The organism is Mycobacterium sp. ACS4054 (genome assembly GCF_001667275.1).
Classification (GTDB): Bacteria; Actinomycetota; Actinomycetes; order Mycobacteriales; family Mycobacteriaceae; genus Mycobacterium.
In genome coordinates this window covers 45980-70190 of record NZ_LZHV01000044.1, presented here as the reverse complement: position 1 = coordinate 70190, position 24211 = coordinate 45980, and the positions used below count along the sequence as shown (strand labels likewise).

Genomic DNA, 24211 nt, shown 5'->3' with positions numbered 1-24211 from the left:
TCCCCTCGTGTCCCATCCGAGCGTGCGCTGAGGGCGCGGATTCTCGGCGTGTCGCCGCCCTGGGTGCACACTCAAAGCCAACGATTCACACGCGAGGCCTGAGGCCGTCACTCTACGTTAAGAGAGTGCGTGACGTGATTGCCGAGCTGATGTCGGTCTGGCGCGCGGGCGACACCGCGGGGCTCGGCACGGTGGTGCGCACCTTCCGGTCCGCCCCGCGCCCGCCGGGAGCCGCGATGGTGGTGGCGCCGGACGGCTCGGTCGCCGGGTCGGTGTCGGGTGGCTGCGTGGAGGGAGCGGTATACGACCTCGCCACCGAGGCCGCGCGGACCGGTGTCGCGCGGCTGGAACGCTACGGCGTCAGCGACGACGACGCGTTCGCGGTCGGGCTGACGTGCGGGGGCGTCATCGACGTGTTCGTCGAGCCGGTTTCGGCCGCGACGTTCCCCGAACTGGGCGCGGTTGCCGACGACATCGCCGCGGGCCGCGCGGTCGCGACCGGGACCGTCATCGCCCACCCGGATCCCACCCGGGTCGGCCGGCGGCTGGTGATCCGGCCGGACGGGGTGGCGGGGTCGCTGGGTTCGGCGCGCGCGGACGCCGCGGTCGCCGACGACGGGCGCGGCCTGCTCGCGCTGGGCCGCAGCGACGTCCTGGAGTACGGGCCCGACGGGCAGCGGCTCGGCGACGGCATGGAGGTCTTCGTGTCCAGCCATGCGCCGCCGCCGCGGATGCTGGTGTTCGGGGCGATCGACTTCGCGGCGGCGCTGGCGCGGCAGGGCTCCTTCCTCGGCTACCGCGTCACCGTGTGTGACGCCCGGCCGGTGTTCGCCACGCGGGCCCGCTTCCCGACGGCCGACGACGTCGTCGTCGATTGGCCCCACCGCTACCTCGCCGCCCAGGCCGCGGCGGGGGCCGTCGATCGCCACACCGTGATCTGCGTGCTCACCCACGACCCCAAGTTCGACGTGCCGGTGCTCGAGGTGGCGCTGCGCCTGCCGCAGGTCGGCTACGTCGGGGCCATGGGCTCGCGGCGCACGCACGACGACCGCGTGACCCGGCTCAAGGCCGCCGGGCTGACCGACGCCGAGCTGGGCCGGCTGTCCAGCCCCATCGGGCTGGACCTCGGTGCCCGCACCCCGGAGGAGACCGCGGTCTCGATCGCCGCCGACATCATCGCCAGGCGCTGGGGCGGCGGCGGCCGCCCGCTGACCCAGATCGTCGGGCGGATCCACCACGACGCGGGGGACCCCACTCTACTTCCGTAGTGCCGCCCGTAGGCTGGTGCTCGACGCCGTCGTCAACGCGAGAGGACCCGGGGCATGAAGATCGCCAACCAGTTCACCGTCAGCGCACCCATCGACCAGGCGTGGGACGTGCTGAGCGACCTGGAGCAGGTGATCCCGCTGATGCCCGGCGCTCAGCTCACCGGCCACGAGGGGGAGGACTACTTCGGCAAGGTCAAGGTCAAGGTCGGGCCGGTCACCAGCGAATTCAGCGGCAAGGTCCGCTTCGTCGAGCACGACCGCGGGCAGTACCGGGCGGTCATCGACGCCAAGGGCAAGGAGACGCGCGGCACCGGAAACGCGGCCGCGACGGTCACCGCCGTGCTGCAGCCCGACGGCGAGAAGACCGGCGTCACCGTTGACACCGACCTGAAGATCGCCGGCAAGCTGGCCCAGTTCGGCAGCAGCATGCTGCAGCAGGTGTCGGAGAAGCTGCTGGGCCAGTTCGTCGAGTCACTCGAGGCCAAGCTGGCCGCCGAAGCGGTGGCCGCGCCGGCGACGCCGGAGGGCCCCCCGCAGATCGGTCGCCCCCCGGAGCCGCGTCACGCCGCCGAGCCCGAGCCCATCGATCTGCTCGACCTCGCCGGGGGCGACCAGCTCAAGAAGTACGCCCCGGTGCTGCTGGCCGTGCTCGCCGCGCTGCTGCTGGGCTGGGTGCTGGGCCGGAGGGGCTAGCACCGCCGATCGCCGCCCGCGTCGTGTCCTTGAGGGCGACCCCCGAGCGGCCGAGTTCGCGGGCGCCGGCGACCAGCGCGGCGGTGACCGCCGCGGCCGTCGCATAGTCCAGGCCGTCGGGTGGGTGGATGTTGGAGACGCAGTTGCGGTCGGCGTCGGTGCGTCCGGGCGCCGGCCGATGCGTCAGGTAGATGCCCAGGCTGTCGGCCACCGACAGCCCGGGGCGCTCACCGATGAGCACGAGAACCGTTGCGACGCCGAGGGTTTGACCGATGTGGTCGCCGAGCGCGACGCGCGCCTGGGTCGCGACGACCACCGGGGCAATTCGATACCGGCCGTCGAATGCGCGGACCAACGCGTCGACCATGCCCGCGGCATGGTCGGTCAGCGCACGCGGCGAGAGGCCATCCGCGAGCACAAAACCGATGTCGGCCTTGGTGTTTGGCAGGCTCGACAGGTCGGCCGGGCTGCGGCCGAGGTCGGGCCGGCGCAGGTATTCGCCGCGCGAGCTGGCCCGGCTGCAGACCCGCAGCGGCGCCTCGATGCCGATCTCACCCAGCCGCTGGACGAGGCCGTCGAAATCGAGGGGATCGTGCACGGCGTCGCGCGCCGCGGCGTGCGCGGCCTGAAATTCCAGGACGCGCCGGGTCGGTAGCGAGTTGCCCGCCCGCCCGAGCCCGATGCGCGCCTGCGTGGTCGCCCGCAGTGGTGCCCACAGGTCGGTCATCAGCCGGCCGCCAGCGCGCGCAGCGGCGACGTCGCCAGGTCGACGGGCAGGATCCGGCCTTCGGCGTCGGCCATGCCCAGGCCGGCCAGCCACGCCTCGAATTCGGGAGCGGGCCGCAGCCCCAACGCTTTTCGCACATACAGCGCGTCGTGAAAAGAGAGGCTCTGGTAGCCGAGCATGATGTCGTCGGCACCGGGCACGGTGATGACGAACGCGGTGCCCGCCACCCCCAGCAGGGTGAGCAGCGTGTCCATGTCGTCCTGGTCGGCCTCGGCGTGGTTGGTGTAGCAGACGTCGACGCCCATCGGCAGGCCGAGCAGTTTCCCGCAGAAGTTGTCTTCGAGCCCGGCGCGGATGATCTGCTTGCCGTCGTAGAGGTACTCCGGCCCGATGAATCCGACCACGGTGTCGATCAGCAGCGGCTGCAGCGCCCGGGCCACCGCGTAGGCTCGCGCCTCCAGCGTCTGCTGATCGACCGGCCTGTTCCCCACACCGAGGTGGGCTCCGGCCGACAGCGCGGCACCCTGCCCGGTCTCCAAGTACATGACGTTGTCTCCGACGGTGCCGCGGTTCAGCGACCGGGCGGCCTCGTTGGCCTCCCGCAGCATCGCGATCGAGGTGCCGAAAGACGCGTTGGCGCCCTCGGTTCCGGCGATCGACTGGAACACCACATCCACGGGGGCGCCGCGCTCGATCAGCTCCATCGTGGTGGTGACGTGGCACAGCACGCACGACTGGACGGGAATCGCGAACCGCTGCCGAATGTCGTCGAGCAGGCGCAGCAGCTCGGACGCCGCGTGCGGCGAGTCGGTCGCGGGGTTGATGCCGATCACGGCGTCCCCGCAACCCATCAGCAGCCCGTCGAGCAGCGCCGCGGCGATCCCGCGTGGGTCGTCGGTGGGGTGGTTCGGTTGCAGCCGGGTGGCGAGCGTGCCCGGCAGCCCGATCGTGGTCCGCAAGGCCGCGGTGGCGCTGGTCGTCGCGGCCACCGAAATCAGGTCCTGGTTGCGCATGATCTTCGACACGGCCGCAACCATTTCCGGTGTCAGTCCCGGGGAGACGGCGGCGATGCGCTGCGCGCCGTCGTCGCGGGACGCGGCATCCAGCAGCCAGTCGCGAAAATCCCCCACGGTCAGGCCCGCGATCGGGCCGAACGCGTCGCGGTCATGGGTGTCGATGATGAGCCGGGTGACCTCGTCGGTCTCGTACGGCACGACCGCCTCGGTGAGGAACGTCGCGAGCGGGATGTCGGCCAGCACCCACGCGGCCGCGGCCCGTTCGGCGTCGGAGTCGGCGGCGCACCCCGCCAGCTGGTCGCCCGAGCGCAACGGCGTCGCCTTCGCCATCACGTCGACCAGGCCGGAGAAGGAGTGCGTGGTTCCCGAAATGGTTTGCCGGTAGCGCATATATCAGTATGAGGCAGGATCTGGGGGTATGGATCAGCTGTGGGTCAACCGCGCGGCCAGCTCCGAAGCCGCCGTCACGCAACGGCACCTCAAACGCCTGTGGGGGTTGCCCGGAACGCAGCTGGGCGTGGTGGCGTGGCCGTCGACGCGGCGGGACCGGATGTTCGGCACCTGGCACTACTGGTGGCAGGCGCATCTGCTGGACTGCCTGGTCGACGCGCAGCTGCGCGACCCGCAGCCCGACCGGCACACCAGGATCAACCGGCAGGTCCGCTCGCACCGGCTGCGCAACAACTTTCGCTGGACCAACAGCTATTACGACGACATGGCCTGGCTGGCGCTGGCGCTGGAACGCGCCGCGCGGATAGCCGGCGTCGAGCGGCATCGCGCGCTGCCGAAGCTGGCGGATCAATTCCTCGAGGCGTGGGTGCCCGAGGACGGCGGCGGCATCCCGTGGCGCAAGCAGGACCAGTTTTTCAACGCCCCGGCCAACGGACCGGCGGGCATCTTCCTGGCGGGCTACGGCGATCGGATGCGGCGCGCCCAGCAGATGGCGGACTGGATCGACGAGACCCTGATCGACCCGGAGACGCACCTGGTCTTCGACGGCATCAAGGCCGGGTCCCTGGTCCGCGCGCAGTACTCCTACTGCCAGGGCGTGGTGCTCGGCCTGGAAACGGAACTCGCGGCCCGCACCCATGACGACCGGCACGCGCCGCGGGTGCACCGGCTGGTCGCGGCGGTCGCCGAGCACATGGCCCCGACCGGCGTGCTGGCCGGCGCCGGCGGCGGGGACGGCGGCCTGTTCTCCGGCATCACCGCGCGATACCTCGCCCTGGTCGCGACCGCCCTGCCCGGCGATTCGGCCGACGACGCCGCGGCCCGCGACACGGCCCGCCGCATCGTGCTGGCGAGCGCGAAGTCGGCGTGGGACTACCGGCAAACGGTGGACGGGCTGCCGCTGTTCGGCCCGTTCTGGGATCGCGACGCCCAGGTGCCCGGCGCGGAGGGCGGCCAGGCGCAATTCGTCGCGGGCGCGGTGAACAGTTCCGAGGTGGCCGAACGGGACCTGTCCGTGCAGCTATCCGGGTGGATGCTGATGGAGGCCGCCTGTAACGTCACCGCCGTGAGCGAGACATGAGCAAGCTGACCGGCGACTGGACCCCCGACGAGGCAACGCTTGCCGACGCCAACCTCACCCGCTTCATGGCGTGGCTCGCCGAGACCGGCCGCGGCCACTTCGACGACTACCACACGTTGCGGCGCAAGTCCGTCGAGGACATCGAGTGGTTCTGGGACGCCCTCTGGAAGTTCTTCGACATCCAGGCGGACAGCCCCCCCACCGCGGTCCTGGGGGAGCGTTCCATGCCCGGCGCCCAGTGGTTCCCCGGCGCCACGCTCAACTACGCCACCGAGATCTTCCGGCACGCCACCGACGAGCGCCCCGCCATGATCGTCGTCGGCGAGGACGGCGCGTGCGAGTGGTCGTGGGCGCGGCTGCGCCGGGAGACCGGCGCCTTCGCGGCGTACCTGCGCGGCCTGGGGGTGCGGCCCGGGGACGCCGTCGTCGGGTACCTGCCCAACGTCGGCGAGGCCGTCGTCGCCGCCCTGGCCGCCGCCAGCGTCGGCGCCATCTGGGCGGTGTGCAACCAGGACGTGGCGGTCGACGGCGTGATCGCCCGGCTCGGCCAGGTGGGGCCGGCCGTGCTGGTGGCCACCGACGGATCGGTGTACGACGGCAAGCGCATCGACCGGCGCGCCGAGCTGGACACGATCCGGCGCGCGATGCCCAGCCTGCGGGCCACCGTGGTGGTGCCCCGGCTCGGGCTCGCGGCCGAGGGCGACACCGTCGGATGGGCGACGGCGGTCGCAGCGGATGCCCCGCTGGAGATCACACCGGTCCCGTTCGCCCACCCGCTGTGGGTGATGTTCTCCTCGGGCACCACCGGTAAGCCGAAGGGCATCGTGCACGGGCACGGCGGCACGGTGATCGAGCACCTGAAATACCTTGGCCTGCAACTGGATTTGCGCGCCGGCGAGCGGTTCCTGTGGTACTCGTCGACCAGCTGGATGATGTGGAACCTGTTGCTGTCCGGCCTGCTGGTGGACACCACCATCGTCCTATACGACGGCAGCCCAACGCATTTGAGCACCGACGGGTTGTGGCGGGTCGCCGCCGAGGCGCGAGTCAACGTGCTCGGCGCCGGGGCGGGCTACCTGTTGGCCTGCGCCAAAAAGGAATTGAGGCCCGGGTCGACGTATGCCCTGGAGGGGCTGCGCGCCGTGGGTTCCACCGGTTCACCGCTGCCGGCGTCCGGATTCCGTTGGGTCCAAGAGGGACTCGGCCGATCGGTGCCGGTGATCTCGATGAGCGGGGGCACCGACGTCTGCACCGCCTTCATCGGCGGCTGCGCGATCTTGCCGGTGGTGGCCGGCGAGCTGTCCTGCATCTGCCTGGGCGCGGCCATCGAATCCTGGGCCGGACCCAACCAGCCGGTCGTCGGGGAGGAGGGCGAACTGGTGATCACCGAGCCCATGCCCTCGATGCCGGTGTTCTTCTGGAACGACGACGACGGCAGTCGCTACCGCGCCGCCTACTTCGAGAAATATCCGGGGGTGTGGTGTCACGGTGACTGGATCACCATCACCGATCGGGAATCCGTTGTGGTGCATGGTCGTTCGGACGCCACGCTGAACCGGATGGGCGTGCGGATGGGCAGCGCCGAGATCTACACCGCGGTGGAGGGCATGCCCGAGGTGGGCGACTGCCTGGTGGTCGGGGTCGAGCAGGACGATGGCGGCTACTGGATGCCGCTGTTCGTGACCCTGGCGGACGACGCCGAGCTGGACGAGGCGCTGCGCGCGCGGATCGTGGCGGCCATCCGTCAGCACGCCTCGCCGCGCCACGTGCCCGACGACATCCTGGCGGTTCCGGGGATACCGCGCACGCTGACCGGCAAGCGGCTGGAGATCCCGATCAAGCGGATCCTGCTGGGCGCCGCACCCGGCGAGGCGGTGCAGCAGAGTTCGATCGACCGCCCCGAGCTGCTAGACGCTTTCGTTGCGTACCGCAGAAGTCGGGTGTCCTGAGTCCGGCCCGTCGCCAGGCTCGGCCGCCGCGCGCCGGCGGCCCCGGTAGCTGCGCCAGGCCGCGATGCACGCCGGCGTCAGGGAGACCACCAGGATCACCAGCAGGATCTTCTGCAGGTTGTGGTGCACGAACGGCACGTTGCCCAAGAAGTAGCCGGCCAGCGTGACGCCGCCGCCCCACAGGATGCCGCCGACGATGTCGAAGCCCAGGAACACCGGGTAGCGCATGTATGACACCCCGGCCACCGGCGGCACGAACGTCCGCACGAACGGCGCGAACCGGGCCAGGATGATCGCCCACGGCCCGTATTTCTCGAAGAACGCGTGCGACTCGGTCACGTAGTGCTTCTTGAAGAAGCGGGAGTCTTCCTTCTTGAACAGCGCGGGGCCGATCCGCCGGCCGATGAAGTACCCGGTCTGATCGCCCAGGATCGCCACCAGGGCGACGGCCGGGGCCAGCACCCAGATGCTGGCCGGTGGGTTCGCACCTGCGGCCAGCAGCCCGCCGGTGAACAACAGCGATTCGCCGGGCAGCAGCGGAAACAGCAGGCCGGTCTCGATGAAGACGATGATCAGGATGCCGGGCAGCACCGCGGAGCCGAAAACGCCGTCGGCGCCCAACCAGTACATCGGGTCGAAGATGTGGGGCAGGGCCGTCACGGTGGTGCTCACGATGCTTCAACATACCGTTGTTGCGATACTGGATGGGCCCAGCCGCCAGGAGGAGTCCATGCCCATCGCCACGCCCGAGGTGTACGCCGAGATGCTGGGCCGCGCCAAACAGAACGCGTACGCCTTCCCCGCCATCAACTGCACCTCCTCGGAGACGGTCAACGCCGCCATCAAGGGTTTCGCCGACGCCGGCAGCGACGGCATCATCCAGTTCTCCACCGGCGGCGCGGAGTTCGCGTCGGGCCTGGGGGTCAAGGACATGGTGACCGGCGCGGTCGCGCTCGCCGAGTTCACCCGGGTGATCGCCGACCGGTACCCGGTCAACGTCGCGCTGCACACCGACCACTGCCCCAAGGACAAGCTGGACAGCTACGTCCGACCGCTGCTAGCGATCTCCGCGGAGCGGGTGAGCGCCGGCGGCGATCCCCTGTTCCAGTCCCACATGTGGGACGGCTCCGCCGTGCCGATCGCCGAAAACTTGGTGATCGCGCAGGAACTGCTCAAGGCGGCCGCGGCCGCCAAGATCGTCCTGGAGATCGAGATCGGTGTCGTGGGCGGGGAAGAGGACGGCGTCGCCCACGAGATCAACGACAAGCTGTATACGACGCCGGAGGACTTCGAGAAGACCATCGACGCGCTGGGCCACGGCGAGCACGGCAAGTACCTGCTGGCCGCGACGTTCGGCAACGTGCACGGCGTCTACAAGCCGGGCAACGTCAAGCTGCGCCCCGACATCCTGGCTCAGGGCCAGCGGGTGGCCGCGGCCAAGCTGGGGCTGCCCGACGACGCGAAGCCGTTCGACTTCGTCTTCCACGGCGGGTCGGGTTCGCTGAAGTCCGAGATCGAGGAATCGCTGCGCTATGGCGTGGTGAAGATGAACGTCGACACCGACACCCAGTACGCGTTCACCCGCCCGATCGCCGGCCACATGTTCGCCAACTACGACGGCGTGCTGAAGGTGGACGGCGAGGTGGGCGCCAAGAAGGTCTACGACCCGCGCAGCTACCTGAAGAAGGGCGAGGCGTCGATGAGCGAGCGCGTGGTTGAGGCCTGCGAGGACCTGCACTGCGCCGGCAAGTCGCTAGGCGCCTAGCCGCTGGGGGACTGGCAGATCTTCCACTGGTCGTCGCGGTACTGCAGGTCCAGGCTGCGGGTGGAACGCACCTGCGGGTCGTAGGCCATGAACGTGGTGACGTTGGCCTCGGCGTGCTGGCCGTTGACCACCACCTGGTCGATGCTGGCGATCACCGGATACTGCCTGGCCGCCGACACCCGCCGGTAGGTCTCGTCCCACGAGCGTTCGTCGTAGTCCGCGTACCCGTCGCGGGTGGTGCCGCAGGTGATGGTGCGCAGCGTCGTCAGGTCGCCCTTTTGGATCGCGGTGTCGAAGCTTTGGATGGTGGTGCGCACCTGGTCTTCCTGCGACACCTTGGTGTGCTTGCCGCGGGTGAGCAGCACCGTGCCCAGGATCGCGATCGCGGCCAGCGCCAGCACGATCACCACCAGCGCCAGCACCCAGCCCCAGTTGACCTGCCGGGAGGTCCGCAGCTTTCCCCCGAGCCGGGGCGGAATCGATTGCGGCACAGCGGCTTTCGAGGTCGCTTCGGGCTGGGCGGGGATGCCCTCCGGCGGTGAGGCGAAGACCTCGGTGGCGGGCTCCGGGGTGGTGGCGATAACCGCGGTCTCTTTCGCGTCGAAACCGGGCGCGGTGAAGCGGCGTTCACGCTGGGCGTCCGAGTCCTCGCCGGCGTCCGCCGGGGCACCGCCGGGCTCGGGCTTGATCACCACGGTCTCGGTCTCGGCGTCGCTCGGCACCAGCGGGACGCCCTCGGTGGCGTCTTCGCTTGCGGCCCATTCGCGCCCGGACGGGTTCGGCGTGCCGCCGCGATCGGGCTCGGGTGGATGGGGCATGAGTGCTGCTGTCCTCCGCTATCGGGTGGGGTAGTTGGAGAGCTTAGCGACCCGCCCCCCTCGATGGGGCGATGGTTGAGGTCCGGCGTCCCGGCAAAACGGCGCGGCTGGGAGAATGGGAGCCATGACGCGAGACCTTCTCGGACCCGACCCGACCCTGCTGCCGGGCGATCCCGACGCCGAGGCCGAGCTGCTCGCCGGCGAGAAGCCCGGGATCGTCGCCGCGGCGCACCCCTCGGCGTCGGTGGCGTGGGCCGCGCTGGCCGAGCAGGCGCTGGCCGACGACCAGGCCATCACGGCCTACGCGTACGCCCGCACCGGCTACCACCGCGGCCTGGACCAGCTCCGGCGAAACGGCTGGAAGGGTTTCGGGCCGGTGCCTTATTCGCACGAGGCCAACCGCGGGTTCCTGCGGTGTGTGGCGGCCCTGGCGCGCGCCGCCGACACGATCGGCGAAACCGACGAGTTCCTGCGCTGCCTGGATCTGCTCGACGATTGCGACCCGGCCGCGCGGCCGGCGCTGGGGCTCTAGAAGCTTTCCGAGCACCCCGCGTCGCCCGGCGATTCGATCTGGACGGTGGCGTGCTCCAGCCCGCGGGCCGACAGCACGGAGCGGGCCTCCTGCAGCACCCGGGCGGAGTCGCCGGAGCTGCGCAGGTGCGCGGTGCACATGTCCTTGCCCGGCGAGAGCGTCCAGACGTGCAGGTCGTGCACCTCGGTCACGCCGTCGACGGCGCCCAGCGCCGAGCGCAGCTCCTCCACGTCGATGTGGGTCGGTGACGCCTCGGACAGGATCCGCAACGCGTCGCGGGCCAGCGAGATCGCCCGCGGCAGCACCCAGAGCGCGACCAGCACCGCGACCACCACGTCGGCGTACGGCCAGCGCGTGGTCACGGTGACGACCCCGGCGATCAGCACGCCCAGGCTGCCGACACTGTCGGCGACCACCTCCATGTAGGCGCCCTTGACGGCCAGGCTCTGCGCCGAGTGGGACCGCAGCAGCAGCGCGACCACCAGGTTGGCGAGCAGCCCGGCCAGCGCGACCACGATCATCGGCACGCCCGGGATCGTCGGGGTTTCCCGCAGCCGCTGGATCGCCTCCCACAGGATGAACAGGGACACCCCGAGCAGCAGCCCGGCGTTGGCCACCGCGGTGAAAACCTCGGCCCGGTGCCACCCGTACGTGCGCGACGGTGACGCGCTGCCCCGGCGGGCCAGCGTCACCGCGGCCAGCCCCATGAAGACGGCGACCACGTCGGTCAGCATGTGGCCCGCGTCGGCCAGCAGCGCGATGGAGTTGATCAGCAGCGAGGTGGTCAACTCCACGACGAAGAACGCCGCCAGGATCGAGGCGGCGATGATCATGCGGGGAATCAGCCGAGACGCGTCGGTCTCGGCGGGGGTGTGGTTGTGGCCGGCGCCCATGGCCAGCAATATATGCGGATCTACGCATATATGGCAAGGGTCAGAGCCAGCGGCTCCAGAATCGGGTCAGCACGTTGCCCGCGGACACCAGCCAGCCGGGCACCCCGGAGAAATCGAACAGCCACAGCACCACCCCGAAAAACCAGGCGCTGGCCGGCCACAGCAACAGCAGCAGGATGAAGAAGCCCCACTGCTTGGCGGGGGCCACGGCCCGCTGCGTCTCGGGACTCAGGTGCGGTTCCAGCGCGTCGTAGCCGTCCAGGCCCGGAATCGGCAGCAGGTTCAGCACCACCGCCGTCAGCTGCAGAAATCCCAGGAACGCCGCGCCCGCCCACAGCACCGCGTGGTCGGGCTCGTAGAACAGCCGCGTCAGCGCCAGCAGCAGCACCGCCAACACCAGGTTCGCCGTCGGGCCCGCGAGGCTGACCAGCGTGCGACGCTTCGGCGTCATGAACCAGGTCCGCACGTACACCGCGGCGCCCGGCAGGCCGATCCCGCCCAGCACGATGATCACCATCGGCAGCAGCAGCGAAAGCGCCGGATGGCTGTACCGCCGCGGATCCAGCGTCAGGTACCCGCGCACCGCGGCGTCGTGGTCGCCGAACCGCCAGGCGGTCACCGCGTGACCGAATTCGTGCAGGCACAGCGACACCAGCCAGCCCGCGATCACGAAGGTGAACACCCCGGCATACGCCAGCGGCCGCACGGTGGAACCGGCCAGCCAGGCGAGCACGCCGCCGATCGCCGTCACGGCCACCAGGGCCAGGAAGATGGGGCTGGGTCGCACCGATTCATGCCGGGCGGGCGGGATCACCGGTCGAAACTATCGGACCGCCGGCCGGAGTCCGAAATTCGCGGTCGGGCGGGCTAACTCGCTCCTCGCCGCGCGATCACCCGACTCGCGCGATTCGCCGCGAACAGTGCACCACCCGCCACGCCGATCCGCGCCAGGTTGAGCCGGTGCCACGTCCGGATGAGGGCGTCCCGTTGGTCCGGTGGTGCGGGCGCGAACATCACCTTGAGGTTCACCGTCCGGATCAGGTAACCGGTGACTGCCAATCCGGTGAGCGAGCACCCCGCCGTCGCCGCCAACCAGCGCCTGGCCTCGTCGATTTCCCAGCCCTGGCGCACGGCCGCGGCCGTGGCCGCCACGGTGATCGGCGCGGCGGCAGCGTAATAGCGCACCGGGCTGCCCGGCGCCAACACCGATGGCGGCCTCGCCTCGGCGGCCAGCCGCTCCGGGATCTTGACGACCGCTTCGTAGATGTTGCCGAACAACCACTGCGCTTGCCCCAGCTGGGCCAGATCCAGCAGCCGGATGACGACGTTCGACCGGCCCCCGAGCCCGTTCGCTGCCAATGGCGTCCCCTTCATGCGTGGAGTTCTCGAGAATATCGACGCTTCGCGGCCGCGAAATGTGACGACCCGGCCCCCTGTGAATTCCGGGCGCGGCAGGGTACCGATTAGGCATGAGTGAAAAATGGTTCTCCGACGTCGATGCGCCAGGGCAACTGACCCTGGCGGACCTGTGCGACCAAATCGAGCAGAAAATCCACCTCAACGCGGACAACCAGAGAGCCCCCGACGAGTTCGGCGACTGGCAGACGTGCGTGGCGGACCGGGACGCCACCATCCACAAGCTGAGCGCCGCCGTCGTCAACCTGTGCCAGATGGTCAAGCACCTGGCGTCCAAGCAGCAGGGCGGCGGCGCCTAGCCCGGCGACCTACCGGACCGCCAGCCAGCCCTCGACGTTGCGGTAGAAGGTCGAGCGGCGCGCGGGTCGCGCCGCGGACACGCCGTCGCGCACCACGGTGACGCCGGTGCTGCCCAGCTGGACCGCGCGGCCGGCTACCCAGCGGCGCCGACCGACGCGCGCCCGCAGGCCCGGCACGGCAACCGTCGGCTCGATGTCGACGGCGGCCGCGTCGCCGTCGAACAGCACCGCGTCGTCGACGACGGCCTCGCCGCGGAGCAGCCGCCCCTCCGCGGGCAGCCAGGACGCCCGCCCGACGATCGCCGACCCGGTCTCGTCGCGCACCAGCGGCACCCGCCGCGCCGAGCCCCGCAGCGCACGCCGCGCCGCCCGCCGTCCGGCGGGCAGGCGGTAGATCCGCGTCGCGCGGGTGCGCCGGCGCGGCGCGTAGGCCACCTCGATGTCGAGCCGGCCGGCGCGCAGCAGCCGGGTCAGCACCGCGGCCAGGTCGGCGTCGGCGCCGAGCACCACCAGCCGCCGATAGGCGCCGATCGCGGCGTCGAGATCGGCCGTGTGTATCGGCAGGCCGGTCAGCGGCCCCGGCACCCGCCGATCACCGAACAACAACACCGCGACGGCGCGATCCTCTTGCCTCACCAATGCCTTTGTCTTCCAATGCCTCTCGACCACAGGACGGCCAGACCGGCTGAGCGGCGGACGATCTCGTCATCACGACACAGTCACAACATGATTCCGGACTGCGAAAGTTGTTGCGTCATCGCCTGATGTCAACCGGATACTTTACTCCTGCCACGGGGTCAACGAATGGGTGGCCAAGAGAACGGAGAACTGCCATTCGCCGACTCGCCCTTGGCGCCGTTGCGCTTTCGGCTGTGCTGCTGTGCGTCGGGCCGGCGACCGCCTGGGCCGACGAATCGATCGTGATCGACTTGGTGCGGCACGGCCAGTCGGAGTCCAACGCGGCCCGCGTGATCGACACGGCGGTGCCCGGAACGGCGCTCACCGCGCTCGGCCAGCAACAGGCGAGGGACATCGCCACCGTGATCGCCGCGCAGGGCCCGGTGGCCGGGATCTTCGCGTCACAGTTGATCAGGACGCAGCAGACCGCGGCGCCACTGGCCGCCATGCTGGGCATGAACGTGCAGGCATTGCCCGGGCTCAACGAGATCGACGCCGGCGCTTTCAACGGCCAACCCCAGTTCAGCCTCGCCGGGTTGGTGTACCTGCTGGGCCCCGTCGCGTGGCTGCTGGGGCTGCGCATCGTGCCGATGCTGGCCCCGGGCTCCACCGACGCCAACGGGTTCGAATTCGCCAACCGCTTCAACGGCGCGCTGCAAACGATGTACGGCAACGCGGGCGGCTTCACCGACACTCTGCAGACGATGTACGCCAATGCCATGGCCAACCCGGTTCGGTCCACGGGCGGCAAGATCACCGAGGTGGCGTTCTCCAGTGAGTTCACCATCGGCGTCGGGACGATGATGACCGTCAAGAATCCCGATCCGCTGCTCTTGCTCTTCGATCCGCTGCCGAACACCGGCATCGTCGAGATCCAGGGCAATCCGCACGACGGCTGGAGGCTGGTCAGTTGGAACGGGAAACCCGTGTGGCCCGGTTGGGCGGCCAAGAGGCCCGCTCGTGACGCGAATCCCCTGTGCCTGATGTTGGACGCACCGGCCCGGGGCGGTGTGTGCGCGGCCAAACCGGCCGCGACGCCGTGAGCCGGGGCCGTTCGCGACACGAGCCGGGACCAACCGGGCCTTGGCACAGGTCCGTTGCCGCCCGACGTTTAGGATCGCCACGTGAACGCGCCAAGCAAAGACGCGTCCGGCCACGCGCACGGTTTCGGGTGGTGAACGGCGCCTTGCCAGTAGAGCCACAGTAAGCAGGCGGGAGCAAGTCATGCCGGCAATCGTCCTCATCGGCGCCCAGTGGGGCGACGAGGGCAAAGGTAAAGCCACCGACCTGCTAGGCGGGCGCGTGCAGTGGGTGGTGCGCTACCAGGGCGGCAACAACGCCGGACACACCGTCGTCCTGCCCACCGGGGAGAACTTCGCGCTGCACCTCATCCCGTCCGGGGTGTTGACCCCCGGCGTCACCAACGTCATCGGCAACGGCGTCGTGGTCGACCCCGGGGTGCTGCTCGACGAGCTCAAGGGCCTCGAAGACCGGGGCGTGGACACCACCAAGCTGCTGATCTCCGCGGACGCGCACCTGCTGTTGCCCTACCACGTGGCCATCGACAAGGTCACCGAGCGCTACATGGGCAACAAGAAGATCGGCACCACCGGGCGCGGCATCGGGCCCTGCTACCAGGACAAGATCGCCCGGCAGGGGATCCGCGTCGCCGACGTGCTCGACCCCGAGCAGCTGACCCACAAGATCGAGGCGGCGCTGGAGCTGAAAAACCAGATCCTGGTGAAGATCTACAACCGCAAGGCGCTGGACCCGCACCAGGTCGTCGACTCGCTGCTCGCGCAGGCGGAGGGGTTCCGCCACCGCATCCGCGACACCCGGCGGCTGCTGAACGCGGCGCTGGAGACCGGCGAAACCGTCTTGCTGGAGGGCTCCCAGGGCACCCTGCTCGACGTCGACCACGGCACGTATCCCTATGTCACGTCGTCGAATCCGACCGCGGGCGGCGCGGCCGTCGGGTCCGGCATCGGCCCCACCCGCATCACCACCGTGCTGGGCATCCTGAAGGCCTACACCACCCGGGTGGGCTCGGGGCCGTTCCCCACCGAGCTGTTCGACGCCAACGGCGAATACCTCTCCAAGACCGGCGGCGAGTTCGGTGTCACCACCGGTCGGCGCCGCCGCTGTGGCTGGTTCGACGCCGTCATCGCCCGCTACGCCACCCGGGTCAACGGCATCACCGACTTCTTCCTGACCAAGCTCGACGTGCTCTCCAGCCTGGAAACCGTGCCGATCTGCGTCGGCTACCGCATCGACGGCGAGCGCACCAACGACATGCCGATGACGCAGAGCGACCTCGCGCGCGCCGAACCGGTCTACGAGGAGTTGCCCGGCTGGTGGGAGGACATCTCCGACGCGCGGGAGTTCGACGACCTCCCCGCCAAGGCGCGTGACTACGTGCTGCGGCTGGAAGACCTTGCCGGAGCGCATATTTCGTGCATCGGCGTCGGGCCGGGACGGGAACAGACGATCGTGCGCCGCGACGTGCTGGCGGCCCGCCCGTGACCCAGCCGGCGGCCGAGCCCGACCCGAAAGAACTCGACCCCGAATACGACCACCACGGCGGCTTCCCCGAATATGGCCCGGCCAGCCCGGGCCCGGGGTTCGGCCGGTTCGTCGCGGCCATGCGCCAATTGCAGGACCTCGCCGTGTCCGCCGACCCCGGCGATGAGGTTTGGGACCAAGCCGCCGACCGGGCGGCGGCGCTGGTGGCGCTGCTGGGCCCGTTTCAGGCCGACGAGGGCAAGGCCCCGGCCGGGCGGACGCCCGACCTGCCCGGCATGGGCAGCCTGCTGCTGCCGCCCTGGACGCTGACCAGGTACGCGCCGGACGGCGTCGAGATGACCGGTTACTTCAGCCGATTCCACGTCGGCGGGAATCACGCCGTCCACGGCGGGGTGCTGCCGCTGCTGTTCGACCACGTGTTTGGCATGGTCTCGCACGCCGCGGGGCGCCCGATCAGCCGGACGGCCTTCCTGCACGTCGACTACCGCAAGGTCACCCCGATCGACACGCCGTTGTCGATACGCGGCCGCGTCACCAGCACCGAGGGACGCAAGGCGTTCGTGGCCGCCGAACTCGTCGACGGCGACGCGACCGTGCTGGCCGAGGGCAACGGGCTGATGGTGCGGCTGCTTCCCGGCCAGCCCTGACGCCCGGCGCACCTATCCTTGAGCGGGTGACCGAAGGACCAGACGACAAGACGACCGCGCTCACCGTCCCGCCGCAACCGCCGGCGGGCGACGCCGACGTCCGGCCGCGCGTGGCGTTGTTGGGTTCCGGTGAGCTCGCCCGCGAACTGGCGATCGCCCTGGGCCGCCTCGGCGCGCGGGTGATCGCCGTCGACGAGCGCGTCGGCGCCCCGGCGCACGCGGTGGCAGAGCAGTCGCTGGTGGTTCCCCTGACCGACGCCGACCAGCTGACGCAGGCGATCCGGGGGCTGCAGCCGGATTTCGTGGTCACCACCACCGACGCGATCGCGACCCAGGCCCTCGAGGCCGTCGAGGGCGCGCAGCTGGTGCCCGGCGCCCGCGCCGTGCGGCTCACCGCCGACCGCGAGGGCCTGCGCCGGCTGGCCGCCGACGAGTTGGGGCTGCCCACCGCGCCGTTCTGGTTCGTCGGCTCGGCCGCCGAGCTCGAGGCGGTGGGCGCGCACGCCGGCTACCCGCTGCTGGTGCAGCCGGTGCTGACGGCCGACGGGCGCGGACGGTCGGTGGCGTCCGGACCCGACGACATCGCGGCGGCCTGGCAGCGCGCGACGGGGGGCCGCGGGGAGCAGCACCGGGTGCTGGCCGAGACCGTGGTGGAGGTCGAGTTCTACGTCACCCTGCTGGCCGTGCGCAGCGACGGGCCGCACGGGCCGGTGATCGACTTCTGCTCGCCCATCGGCCACGGCGAGGGCACCGACGCGCGCGAGTCCTGGCAACCGCAGCGGATGAGCCCGGCGGCCGTGGACGCGGCCAAGTCGATCGCCGCGCGGATCGTCAAGGCGCTCGGCGGGCGGGGCGTCTTCGCCGTCGAGCTGATGATCAACGGGGACGAGGTGTACTTCGTCGACGTCACGCCCCGCCCCACCGACAGCGCCTGGGCGACGGTGCCCAGCCAGCGGCTGTCGGCGTTCGAACTGCAGGCCCGCACCGTCCTGGGGCTGCCGGTTGACACCATCATGATTTCGCCGGGCGCGGCGCACCGGGTGGAGCGGGCCGACGCGCCGCCCGCCGCGCTGGCCGGGGCGCTGGCCGGCGTGCCGGAAAGCGACCTTCGCCTGGCCGGGCGGGGATTCCAGGCGCTGGCGACGGCGCCGGACGTGACGGCCGCGCGCGACCGCGCGCGCGAGGTCGCGGACCGGCTGGCGGTACGGCATCAGGGCCCACACAGCTCGGTCACGCGAGAGGCGCGGTTATAACCTCGCTACCATCCGAGGTCATGAGCACAGAGCGCTACGCCGGAGACATCACGCCAGAGCAGGCCTGGGAACTGCTCAGCGACAACCCGAACGCCGTGCTGGTCGACGTGCGCACCGACACCGAATGGCGGCTCGTCGGCGTGCCCGACCTGTCCAGCCTGGGCCGCGAGGCGGTGTTCATTGAGTGGAACACCTCCGACGGCAGGCACAACGCGAACTTCGCCGACGAACTGCGCGACCACGTCCCGCCGGGCGCCGAGGCCGAGCGGCCGGTGGTCTTCCTGTGTCGCTCGGGCAACCGCTCCATCGGCGCCGCCGAGGCCGCCACCCGCGCCGGCATCACCCCGGCATACAACGTGCTGGACGGGTTCGAAGGCCACCCGAACAGCCAGGGGCTTCGTGGTGAATCGGGTTGGCGCGCCGTCGGATTGCCCTGGAAGCCGCTATGACCGACCCGTCGGGGGAGTCTGTGCGCGCGCCCAAGGCCCTGCCCGACGGCGTCAGCCAGGCCACCATCGGCGTGCGCGGTGGCCTGCTGCGCTCCGGCTTCGAAGAGACCGCCGAGGCGATGTTCCTGACGTCCGGCTACGTCTACCCGTCGGCCGCCGTCGCGGAGCAGTCGTTCACCGGCGAGGTGGACCACTTCGTGTACTCCCGCTACGGCAACCCCACCGTGACGATGTTCGAGGAGCGGCTGCGCCTGATCGAGGGTGCGCCCGCGGCGTTCGCCACCGCGAGCGGCATGGCGGCGGTGTTCACGTCGCTGGGGGCGCTGCTGGCCGCCGGCGACCGGCTGGTCGCGGCGCGCAGCCTGTTCGGGTCGTGCTTCGTGGTGTGCAACGAGATCCTGCCGCGCTGGGGCATCGAGACCGTCTTCGTCGACGGCGACGACCTGGCGCAGTGGGAGGAGGCGCTGTCGAAGCCCACCGCCGCGGTGTTCTTCGAGACACCGTCCAACCCGATGCAGTCGTTGGTCGATATCGCCGCGGTGGTCGAGCTCGCGCACGCCGCAGGCGCAAAAGTGGTGTTGGACAACGTGTTTGCCACACCGTTGCTGCAGCAGGGCATCCCGCTCGGCGTGGACGTGGTGGTGTACTCGGGCACCAAGCACATCGACGGCCAGGGCCGGGTGCTGGGCGGCGCCATCCTCGGCGACAAGGAGTACATCGACGGCCCGGTGCAGAAGCTGATGCGGCACACCGGCCCGGCGATGAGCGCGTTCAACGCCTGGGTTCTGGTGAAAGGCCTTGAGACGCTTGCTGTTCGGGTCGAGTACAGCAACTCATCGGCGCAGCGCATCGCGGAATTCCTTCAGACCCATCCGGCGGTGAGCTGGGTCCGCTACCCGTATCTGCCGTCGCACCCGCAATACGACCTGGCCAAGCGCCAGATGTCCGGGGGCGGAACCGTGATCACCTTCGAGCTTGACTGCCCCGGCGCCAAGGCTAAGCAGCGGGCCTTCGAGGTGCTGGACAAGCTGCGGCTGATCGACATCTCCAACAACCTGGGCGACGCGAAATCCCTTGTCACGCATCCGGCCACGACGACGCACCGGGCGATGGGGCCGGAGGGCCGCGCCGCGATCGGGCTCGGCGACGGTGTGGTCCGGATTTCCGTGGGCCTGGAGGGCACCGACGACCTGATCGCCGATATCGACCAGGCCCTGAGCTAGCCGGCCTGCTTCTCGGCCGCCTCGATGCGTTCGGCCGCCGCCAGCGTCCCCTCCTGCGCCTGCCGCTCGACCCAGTCCACCACCGGCCGGGCGTACATCATCTGGCTGGTGATGGCCATCTGGCCGCGGGTGCGGCCCAGGAAGGAGATCCCCCAGGAGAACATGGCGGCGACGCGGTTGCGGAACCCGACCAGGTACAACAGGTGCAGCAGCAGCCACGCCAGCCAGGCGATGAAGCCGCCGAATTCCAGTTTGCCGATCTTGGCGACGGCGCTGTACCGCGAGATCAGGGCCATGCTGCCCTTGTCGAAGTAGTTGAACGGCTTGCGGTTGGCCGGGTCGTCGGTGCCCTTCACCGCCTGCTTGATCAACTTGGTGACATAGTGCGCCCCTTGGATCGCACCCTGGGCCATTCCCGGAACGCCGGGCACGGACATCAGGTCGCCGACCACGAACACGTAGGGGTGGCCCTTGACGCTCAGATCGGGCTCGACGATCACGCGTCCGGCGCGGTCGGTCTCGGTCCCGTCGGACTGCTCGGCGACCATCTTGCCCAGGCCGCTGGCCTGCACGCCGGCCGCCCACACCTTGCACGCGCACTCGATGCGGCGCTCGCTGCCGTCTTTGTCCTTGACCGTGATGCCCATGTAGTCCACCGCGGTGACCATCGCGTTGAGCTGGACCTCGACGTCCATCTTCTCCAGCCGCCGTTGCGCCTTGAGGCCGAGTTTTTCGCCCATCGGTGGCAGAACCGCGGGCGCCGCGTCGAGCAGGATGACCCGGCATTCGCTGGGCGTGATGGTCCGGAACGCCCCCGCCAGCGTGCGCTCGGCGAGCTGGACGATCTCGCCGGCCAGCTCGACCCCGGTCGGCCCGGCGCCGACCACCACGAAAGTCAGGCGGCGCTGCCGCTCGGCCGGGTCGGTGGCGACCTCGGCGGCCTCGAACGCGCCGAGGATGCGCGCCCGCAGCTCGAGGGCGTCGTCGACGCTCTTCATGCCGGGCGCGAAGGCGGCGTAGTCGTCGTTGCCGAAATAGGACTGCTGCGCCCCGGCCGCCACGATGAGGCTGTCGTACGGGGTCACCGTCTGCATGCCCATCAGGTGCGACGTGACGGTCTTCGCCGTCAGGTCGATATCGCTGACGTCGCCCCACAGCACGCGGACGTTCTTCTGCTTGCGCAGGATCAGCCGGGTGGTCGGGGCGATGTCGCCCTCGGACAGGATGCCGGTGGCCACCTGGTAGAGCAGCGGCTGGAACAGGTGGGTCGTCGTTCTCGAGATCAGGGTGACGTCCACGTCCGCCCGTTTGAGCGCCCTGGCCGCGTTCAGGCCCCCGAATCCGCTTCCGATGATGACGACGCGATGCCGCGACATGCTCATCCCCTCACCGTACGACCCCGCCGCGCCGCCGCTAGAACGGCCACCCGTTGGAGTTGTCCTTGAATTTGCCGTTCAGCGCGGTGCAAAAGTCGTCGGCCGTGCCGGCGAGCAAGACGTAGTAGGTCTCGCCGCGGCGGCTTTCGAAGGTGTTGGGGGTGCTCCATCCGCTGTTGCACAGCGAATTCTGCGCGCCCGCGGTGGAGCGGCGCCAGTTCGTCTTCGCGCAGCCCGCCAGCGCGTCGACGTTGGGCGTCGCGCTCTTGGCCGCGACCACCATCGCGCCGCCCCACTGCCCGTCGGCGCGCCGATAGGCGCGCGCCCCGAATCCGGCGTTGTTGGTCTGGCACGCCAGCGCGCGGCGCATCAGCGAGAAGGGCGCGGCCAGTTGGGAATTGGCGCTCGCGGCCGCGGCCGTGATGAACTGCGCCGCGTCCGAGCCGTCGACCTCCTGCACGTTCGGGGTGCCGAAGCTGAACAGCTGCTGCGCGATCCCGGCATTGCTGCCACCGCCGATGATCGGCCCGCTGCCGCTCGACGTCATCGCCGGCAGCGCGGAACTGGGATCGGCGCCCGCCGGCGCGACACCGGCGACGGCGCCCAGCGCAAGCGCGGCCAGCACCCGGCGGAGCGCGGTGAGTCTCATGCCCTCATTCCAGCATGTGTGCGGGGGTCATGTCAGCGGAAGGCGTCGCTGCCGGTGAAGGCCTGGCCGAGCACCAGCTGGTGCATCTCGGGCGTGCCCTCGTAGGTGAGCACCGACTCCAGGTTGACCATGTGCCGGATCACCGGGTATTCGAGCGATATCCCGTTGCCGCCCAGGATGGTTCGCGCGGTGCGGCAGATCTTGATGGCCTCCCGGGTGTTGTTCAGCTTGCCGAAGCTGACCTGCTCGGGCCGCAGACCGACGCCGTCCTTGAGGCGGCCGAGGTGCAGCGACAGCAGCTGACCCTTGTGCAGCTCGACCGCCATGTCGACGAGTTTCGCCTGCGTCAGCTGGAATCCGGCGATCGGGCGCCCGAATTGGGTGCGCTGCGTGGCGTAGTCGAGCGCGGCCTGCCAGGCCGACCGCGCCGCGCCCATCGAACCCCAGATGATCCCGTAGCGCGCCTCGGACAGGCACGACAGCGGTCCCCGCAGCCCGTTGGCCTCGGGCAGCATCGCGGACTCGGGTACCCGCACGTCGTCGAGCACCAGCTCGCTGGTGATCGAGGCGCGCAGCGACAGCTTGTGGTGGATGGTGTTGGCCGAGAAGCCCGGCGTCTTGGTGGGGACGATGAAGCCGCGGACGCCGTCGTCGGTGGCCGCCCACACGATTGCGACGTCGGCGACCGAGCCGTTGGTGATCCACAGTTTGCGGCCGTTGAGCACCCAGTCCGAACCGTCGCGGCGGGCGCGGGTCTTCATCGCGGCCGGGTCGGACCCCACGTCGGGTTCGGTCAGACCGAAGCACCCCAGGAGTTCGCCGGTGGCCATGCCGGGCAACCACTCCTGCTTCTGCTCCTCCGACCCGAAATTCCAGATCGCGAACATCGCCAGCGAGCCCTGCACCGACACCATCGACCGAATGCCGGAGTCGGCGGCCTCGAGCTCGGTACAGGCCAGGCCGTAGTGCACCGAGGAGGCCCCGCCGCACCCGTAGCCCTCCAGGTGCATGCCCAGGAGGCCGAGCTGGCCGAATCCCTTGGCCAGTTCCCGCACCGGCAGGTCGCCGATCTCGAACCACTCCGCAACATAGGGCAGCACGTGTTCGGCGCAGAACTCCCTGACGGTGTCGCGCACCGCGAGCTCGTCACTGGACAGGGAGGCGTCCAGGCCCAGGGGGTCATACCGGTCGAAGGCGGGGGGTTTTTTGGTGCTCATGGCTTTCAGCCTGCCACTAGCCGGCCCTGGGCAAACCCGGCCGGTAGTCTCGCTGCATGCGACGGCCACTGTGGCTCGTCGTGGACGTCGCCTGTGTGCTGGTCTTCTGCGCGGCCGGGCGTCGCAGCCACGACGAAGGACTCGACATCGCCGGCGTGGCCACCACCGCGTGGCCGTTCCTCACCGGGACCGCCGTCGGGTGGCTGGCGTCCCGCGCCTGGCGGCGCCCGACCGCGCTGGTGCCGACCGGGGTGGTCGTGTGGCTGTGCACGGTGGTGGTCGGCATGGTGTTGCGCAAGCTGAGCTCCGCGGGCGTCGCGGCCAGTTTCGTTGTGGTGGCGGCGTCGGTCACCGCGTTGTTGTTGCTCGGCTGGCGCGCGGTCGTCGGGCTGAGCGTGCGGCGCCGGTCCGGCGTCTGACCATGGCGACGGCGGCGGGCGTGGCGGTGACCGCGGCATTCGGTGCCGCCGCGCGGGCGGTCGCCACCAACAAGGGGTTGCTGAACGATCCGTTCGCCGAACCGTTGGTGCGCGCGGCCGGGGTGGCCCAGCTCGCCCGGGTGATCGACGACGACCGGTTCGCCGCGGACGACGCGGGCGGCCCGCGGTTTTTGGACCTCTGCGCGGCGCACACCCGGTTCGTCGACGAGTTCGTCGCCGATGCCGTCAGGGCGGGCCTTCGGCAGGTGGTGCTGCTGGTGTCCGGCCTGGACACCAGGCCGTACCGGTTGTGGTGGCCGCCCGGGACGACGGTTTACGAGATCGACCGGCCCGAGGTGCTGGACTTCAAGGCCGAGGTGCTGCGCGGGCAAGGCGCCGAACTGGCCGCCAGCCGGCGCGGGGTCGGGGTCGACCTGCACCAGGATTGGCCGGCCGCGCTGCGGCGGGTGGGCTTCGACGCCACCGCGCCGTCGGTGTGGGTCGCCGAGCAGTTGCTGATCGGCTACCTGACGCCCGCGCTGCAGGACCGGGTGCTGCAGGGCGTCACCGCGATGAGCGCCGCCGGCAGCCGGCTCGCCGCCGATCACATGCCCACCTGGACCCCGCTGCTGCTGGAGGCGGAGCGGTCCTTCGTCGATGGCTGGCGCCGCCACGGCCTGGACATCGACCTGGCCAGCCTGACGCATCCGGGCCGGTACCACTACGTCCCCGAGTACCTGGGCGCCAACGGCTGGGCGGTGGTGCAGCGCGGGGTCGGCGACCTGTTGGGCGCGACGGGGCTGCCGGCGCCGACGCGCGGTGGGACGGAGTTCGTCCCGGAATACCTCACCGCCACACGGGTTTAGACGA

The 24211-nt window shown here is 70.5% G+C and carries 26 protein-coding genes; 15 read left to right on the top strand and 11 right to left on the bottom strand.

Annotated elements, in window-relative coordinates:
• The first annotated feature begins 125 nt into the window (after positions 1-125).
• Both A5730_RS12050 and A5730_RS12045 read left to right on the top strand, forming a co-directional pair.
• Complete coding sequence (locus tag A5730_RS12050; RefSeq protein ID WP_082946809.1) at positions 126-1268, top strand: XdhC family protein; 1143 nt, start codon at positions 126-128, stop codon at positions 1266-1268.
• A 54-nt stretch (positions 1269-1322) separates the two neighbouring features.
• Positions 1323-1961: an SRPBCC family protein gene (locus A5730_RS12045; RefSeq protein ID WP_067900182.1), complete on the top strand. Its 639-nt coding sequence runs from the start codon at positions 1323-1325 to the stop codon at positions 1959-1961.
• Here the strand turns inward: A5730_RS12045 and eutC are convergent.
• Both eutC and A5730_RS12035 read right to left on the bottom strand, forming a co-directional pair.
• The gene (gene eutC / locus A5730_RS12040) at positions 1885-2688 is read right to left on the bottom strand and encodes an ethanolamine ammonia-lyase subunit EutC (RefSeq protein WP_067900179.1); all 804 of its coding nucleotides are present in this window, start codon (positions 2686-2688) and stop codon (positions 1885-1887) included. The two genes, A5730_RS12045 and eutC, sit on opposite strands and share 77 nt — an antisense overlap.
• Entirely contained in the window at positions 2688-4094 is a 1407-nt protein-coding gene (locus A5730_RS12035; protein ID WP_067900175.1) for an ethanolamine ammonia-lyase subunit EutB, read from the bottom strand. The genes eutC and A5730_RS12035 overlap by 1 nt, the downstream gene beginning before the upstream one ends.
• Positions 4095-4122: 28 nt before the next feature.
• On the opposite strand from A5730_RS12035, the gene A5730_RS12030 reads away from it, so the two are divergent.
• Both A5730_RS12030 and A5730_RS12025 read left to right on the top strand, forming a co-directional pair.
• Positions 4123-5235 carry a glycoside hydrolase family 76 protein gene (locus A5730_RS12030; protein ID WP_067900173.1) on the top strand — a complete coding sequence of 371 codons (1113 nt, stop codon included), beginning with the start codon at positions 4123-4125 and terminating at the stop codon, positions 5233-5235.
• Positions 5232-7184 (top strand): acetoacetate--CoA ligase, encoded by a 1953-nt coding sequence (locus A5730_RS12025; RefSeq protein WP_067900170.1) that lies wholly within the window; start codon positions 5232-5234, stop codon positions 7182-7184. The genes A5730_RS12030 and A5730_RS12025 overlap by 4 nt, the downstream gene beginning before the upstream one ends.
• Here the strand turns inward: A5730_RS12025 and A5730_RS12020 are convergent.
• A complete protein-coding gene (locus tag A5730_RS12020) occupies positions 7143-7856 on the bottom strand; it encodes a DedA family protein (protein WP_067900166.1) in 714 nt (237 codons plus the stop codon). The genes A5730_RS12025 and A5730_RS12020 overlap by 42 nt on opposite strands.
• Before the next feature lie 58 nt (positions 7857-7914).
• Here A5730_RS12020 and fbaA point away from each other — a divergent pair, with 58 nt between their 5' ends.
• The gene (fbaA, locus tag A5730_RS12015; protein WP_067900163.1) at positions 7915-8949 is read left to right on the top strand and encodes a class II fructose-bisphosphate aldolase; all 1035 of its coding nucleotides are present in this window, start codon (positions 7915-7917) and stop codon (positions 8947-8949) included.
• Here the strand turns inward: fbaA and A5730_RS12010 are convergent.
• Entirely contained in the window at positions 8946-9767 is an 822-nt protein-coding gene (locus A5730_RS12010) for a hypothetical protein (protein WP_067900159.1), read from the bottom strand. The genes fbaA and A5730_RS12010 overlap by 4 nt on opposite strands.
• 124 nt (positions 9768-9891) lie before the next feature.
• On the opposite strand from A5730_RS12010, the gene A5730_RS12005 reads away from it, so the two are divergent.
• A complete protein-coding gene (locus A5730_RS12005; protein ID WP_067900156.1) occupies positions 9892-10299 on the top strand; it encodes a DUF3151 domain-containing protein in 408 nt (135 codons plus the stop codon).
• Here A5730_RS12005 and A5730_RS12000 read toward each other — a convergent pair.
• Genes A5730_RS12000 through A5730_RS11990 form a run of 3 tightly spaced genes read right to left on the bottom strand, consistent with a single transcriptional unit; the run spans position 10296 to position 12551 of the window.
• Positions 10296-11192 (bottom strand): cation diffusion facilitator family transporter, encoded by an 897-nt coding sequence (locus A5730_RS12000; RefSeq protein WP_067900150.1) that lies wholly within the window; start codon positions 11190-11192, stop codon positions 10296-10298. The two genes, A5730_RS12005 and A5730_RS12000, sit on opposite strands and share 4 nt — an antisense overlap.
• Positions 11193-11232: 40 nt before the next feature.
• Positions 11233-12006 (bottom strand): site-2 protease family protein, encoded by a 774-nt coding sequence (locus A5730_RS11995; protein ID WP_067900146.1) that lies wholly within the window; start codon positions 12004-12006, stop codon positions 11233-11235.
• Positions 12007-12059: 53 nt separating this feature from the next.
• Complete coding sequence (locus A5730_RS11990) at positions 12060-12551, bottom strand: DUF1772 domain-containing protein (RefSeq protein WP_197506236.1); 492 nt, start codon at positions 12549-12551, stop codon at positions 12060-12062.
• Between the two features lie 110 nt (positions 12552-12661).
• Between A5730_RS11990 and A5730_RS11985 the strand changes: the two genes are divergently transcribed.
• Positions 12662-12907 carry a hypothetical protein gene (locus A5730_RS11985; RefSeq protein WP_067900143.1) on the top strand — a complete coding sequence of 82 codons (246 nt, stop codon included), beginning with the start codon at positions 12662-12664 and terminating at the stop codon, positions 12905-12907.
• A 9-nt stretch (positions 12908-12916) separates the two neighbouring features.
• On the opposite strand, the gene A5730_RS11980 is transcribed toward A5730_RS11985, so the two are convergent.
• Positions 12917-13543: a peptidase M50 gene (locus A5730_RS11980; RefSeq protein WP_067900262.1), complete on the bottom strand. Its 627-nt coding sequence runs from the start codon at positions 13541-13543 to the stop codon at positions 12917-12919.
• 197 nt (positions 13544-13740) lie between these two features.
• Between A5730_RS11980 and A5730_RS11975 the strand changes: the two genes are divergently transcribed.
• From A5730_RS11975 to A5730_RS11950, 6 genes are all read left to right on the top strand, one after another.
• Positions 13741-14628 carry a histidine phosphatase family protein gene (locus tag A5730_RS11975; RefSeq protein WP_067900259.1) on the top strand — a complete coding sequence of 296 codons (888 nt, stop codon included), beginning with the start codon at positions 13741-13743 and terminating at the stop codon, positions 14626-14628.
• Between the two features lie 181 nt (positions 14629-14809).
• Positions 14810-16108: an adenylosuccinate synthase gene (locus tag A5730_RS11970; protein ID WP_067900140.1), complete on the top strand. Its 1299-nt coding sequence runs from the start codon at positions 14810-14812 to the stop codon at positions 16106-16108.
• Entirely contained in the window at positions 16105-16755 is a 651-nt protein-coding gene (locus A5730_RS11965) for a PaaI family thioesterase (RefSeq protein ID WP_067900137.1), read from the top strand. The genes A5730_RS11970 and A5730_RS11965 overlap by 4 nt, the downstream gene beginning before the upstream one ends.
• 26 nt (positions 16756-16781) lie before the next feature.
• A complete protein-coding gene (gene purT / locus A5730_RS11960; RefSeq protein WP_231994676.1) occupies positions 16782-18008 on the top strand; it encodes a formate-dependent phosphoribosylglycinamide formyltransferase in 1227 nt (408 codons plus the stop codon).
• Between the two features lie 20 nt (positions 18009-18028).
• The gene (locus tag A5730_RS11955; RefSeq protein ID WP_067900134.1) at positions 18029-18457 is read left to right on the top strand and encodes a rhodanese-like domain-containing protein; all 429 of its coding nucleotides are present in this window, start codon (positions 18029-18031) and stop codon (positions 18455-18457) included.
• On the top strand, positions 18454-19680 hold the full coding sequence (locus tag A5730_RS11950; RefSeq protein WP_067900129.1) for an O-succinylhomoserine sulfhydrylase: 1227 nt from the start codon (positions 18454-18456) through the stop codon (positions 19678-19680). The genes A5730_RS11955 and A5730_RS11950 overlap by 4 nt, the downstream gene beginning before the upstream one ends.
• Here the strand turns inward: A5730_RS11950 and A5730_RS11945 are convergent.
• Genes A5730_RS11945 through A5730_RS11935 form a run of 3 tightly spaced genes read right to left on the bottom strand, consistent with a single transcriptional unit; the run spans position 19677 to position 22922 of the window.
• Complete coding sequence (locus tag A5730_RS11945) at positions 19677-21056, bottom strand: NAD(P)/FAD-dependent oxidoreductase (RefSeq protein ID WP_067900254.1); 1380 nt, start codon at positions 21054-21056, stop codon at positions 19677-19679. The two genes, A5730_RS11950 and A5730_RS11945, sit on opposite strands and share 4 nt — an antisense overlap.
• Before the next feature lie 37 nt (positions 21057-21093).
• The gene (locus A5730_RS11940) at positions 21094-21705 is read right to left on the bottom strand and encodes a hypothetical protein (protein WP_067900124.1); all 612 of its coding nucleotides are present in this window, start codon (positions 21703-21705) and stop codon (positions 21094-21096) included.
• A 32-nt stretch (positions 21706-21737) separates the two neighbouring features.
• Positions 21738-22922 carry an acyl-CoA dehydrogenase gene (locus A5730_RS11935; RefSeq protein WP_067900121.1) on the bottom strand — a complete coding sequence of 395 codons (1185 nt, stop codon included), beginning with the start codon at positions 22920-22922 and terminating at the stop codon, positions 21738-21740.
• 56 nt (positions 22923-22978) lie between these two features.
• Between A5730_RS11935 and A5730_RS11930 the strand changes: the two genes are divergently transcribed.
• Together A5730_RS11930 and A5730_RS11925 are read left to right on the top strand one after the other, a co-directional pair.
• Entirely contained in the window at positions 22979-23341 is a 363-nt protein-coding gene (locus A5730_RS11930; protein WP_067816502.1) for a DUF3054 domain-containing protein, read from the top strand.
• Between the two features lie 2 nt (positions 23342-23343).
• Positions 23344-24207, top strand: a complete 864-nt coding sequence (locus A5730_RS11925) for an SAM-dependent methyltransferase (RefSeq protein ID WP_067900118.1) — start codon at positions 23344-23346, stop codon at positions 24205-24207.
• Positions 24208-24211 lie beyond the last annotated feature (4 nt).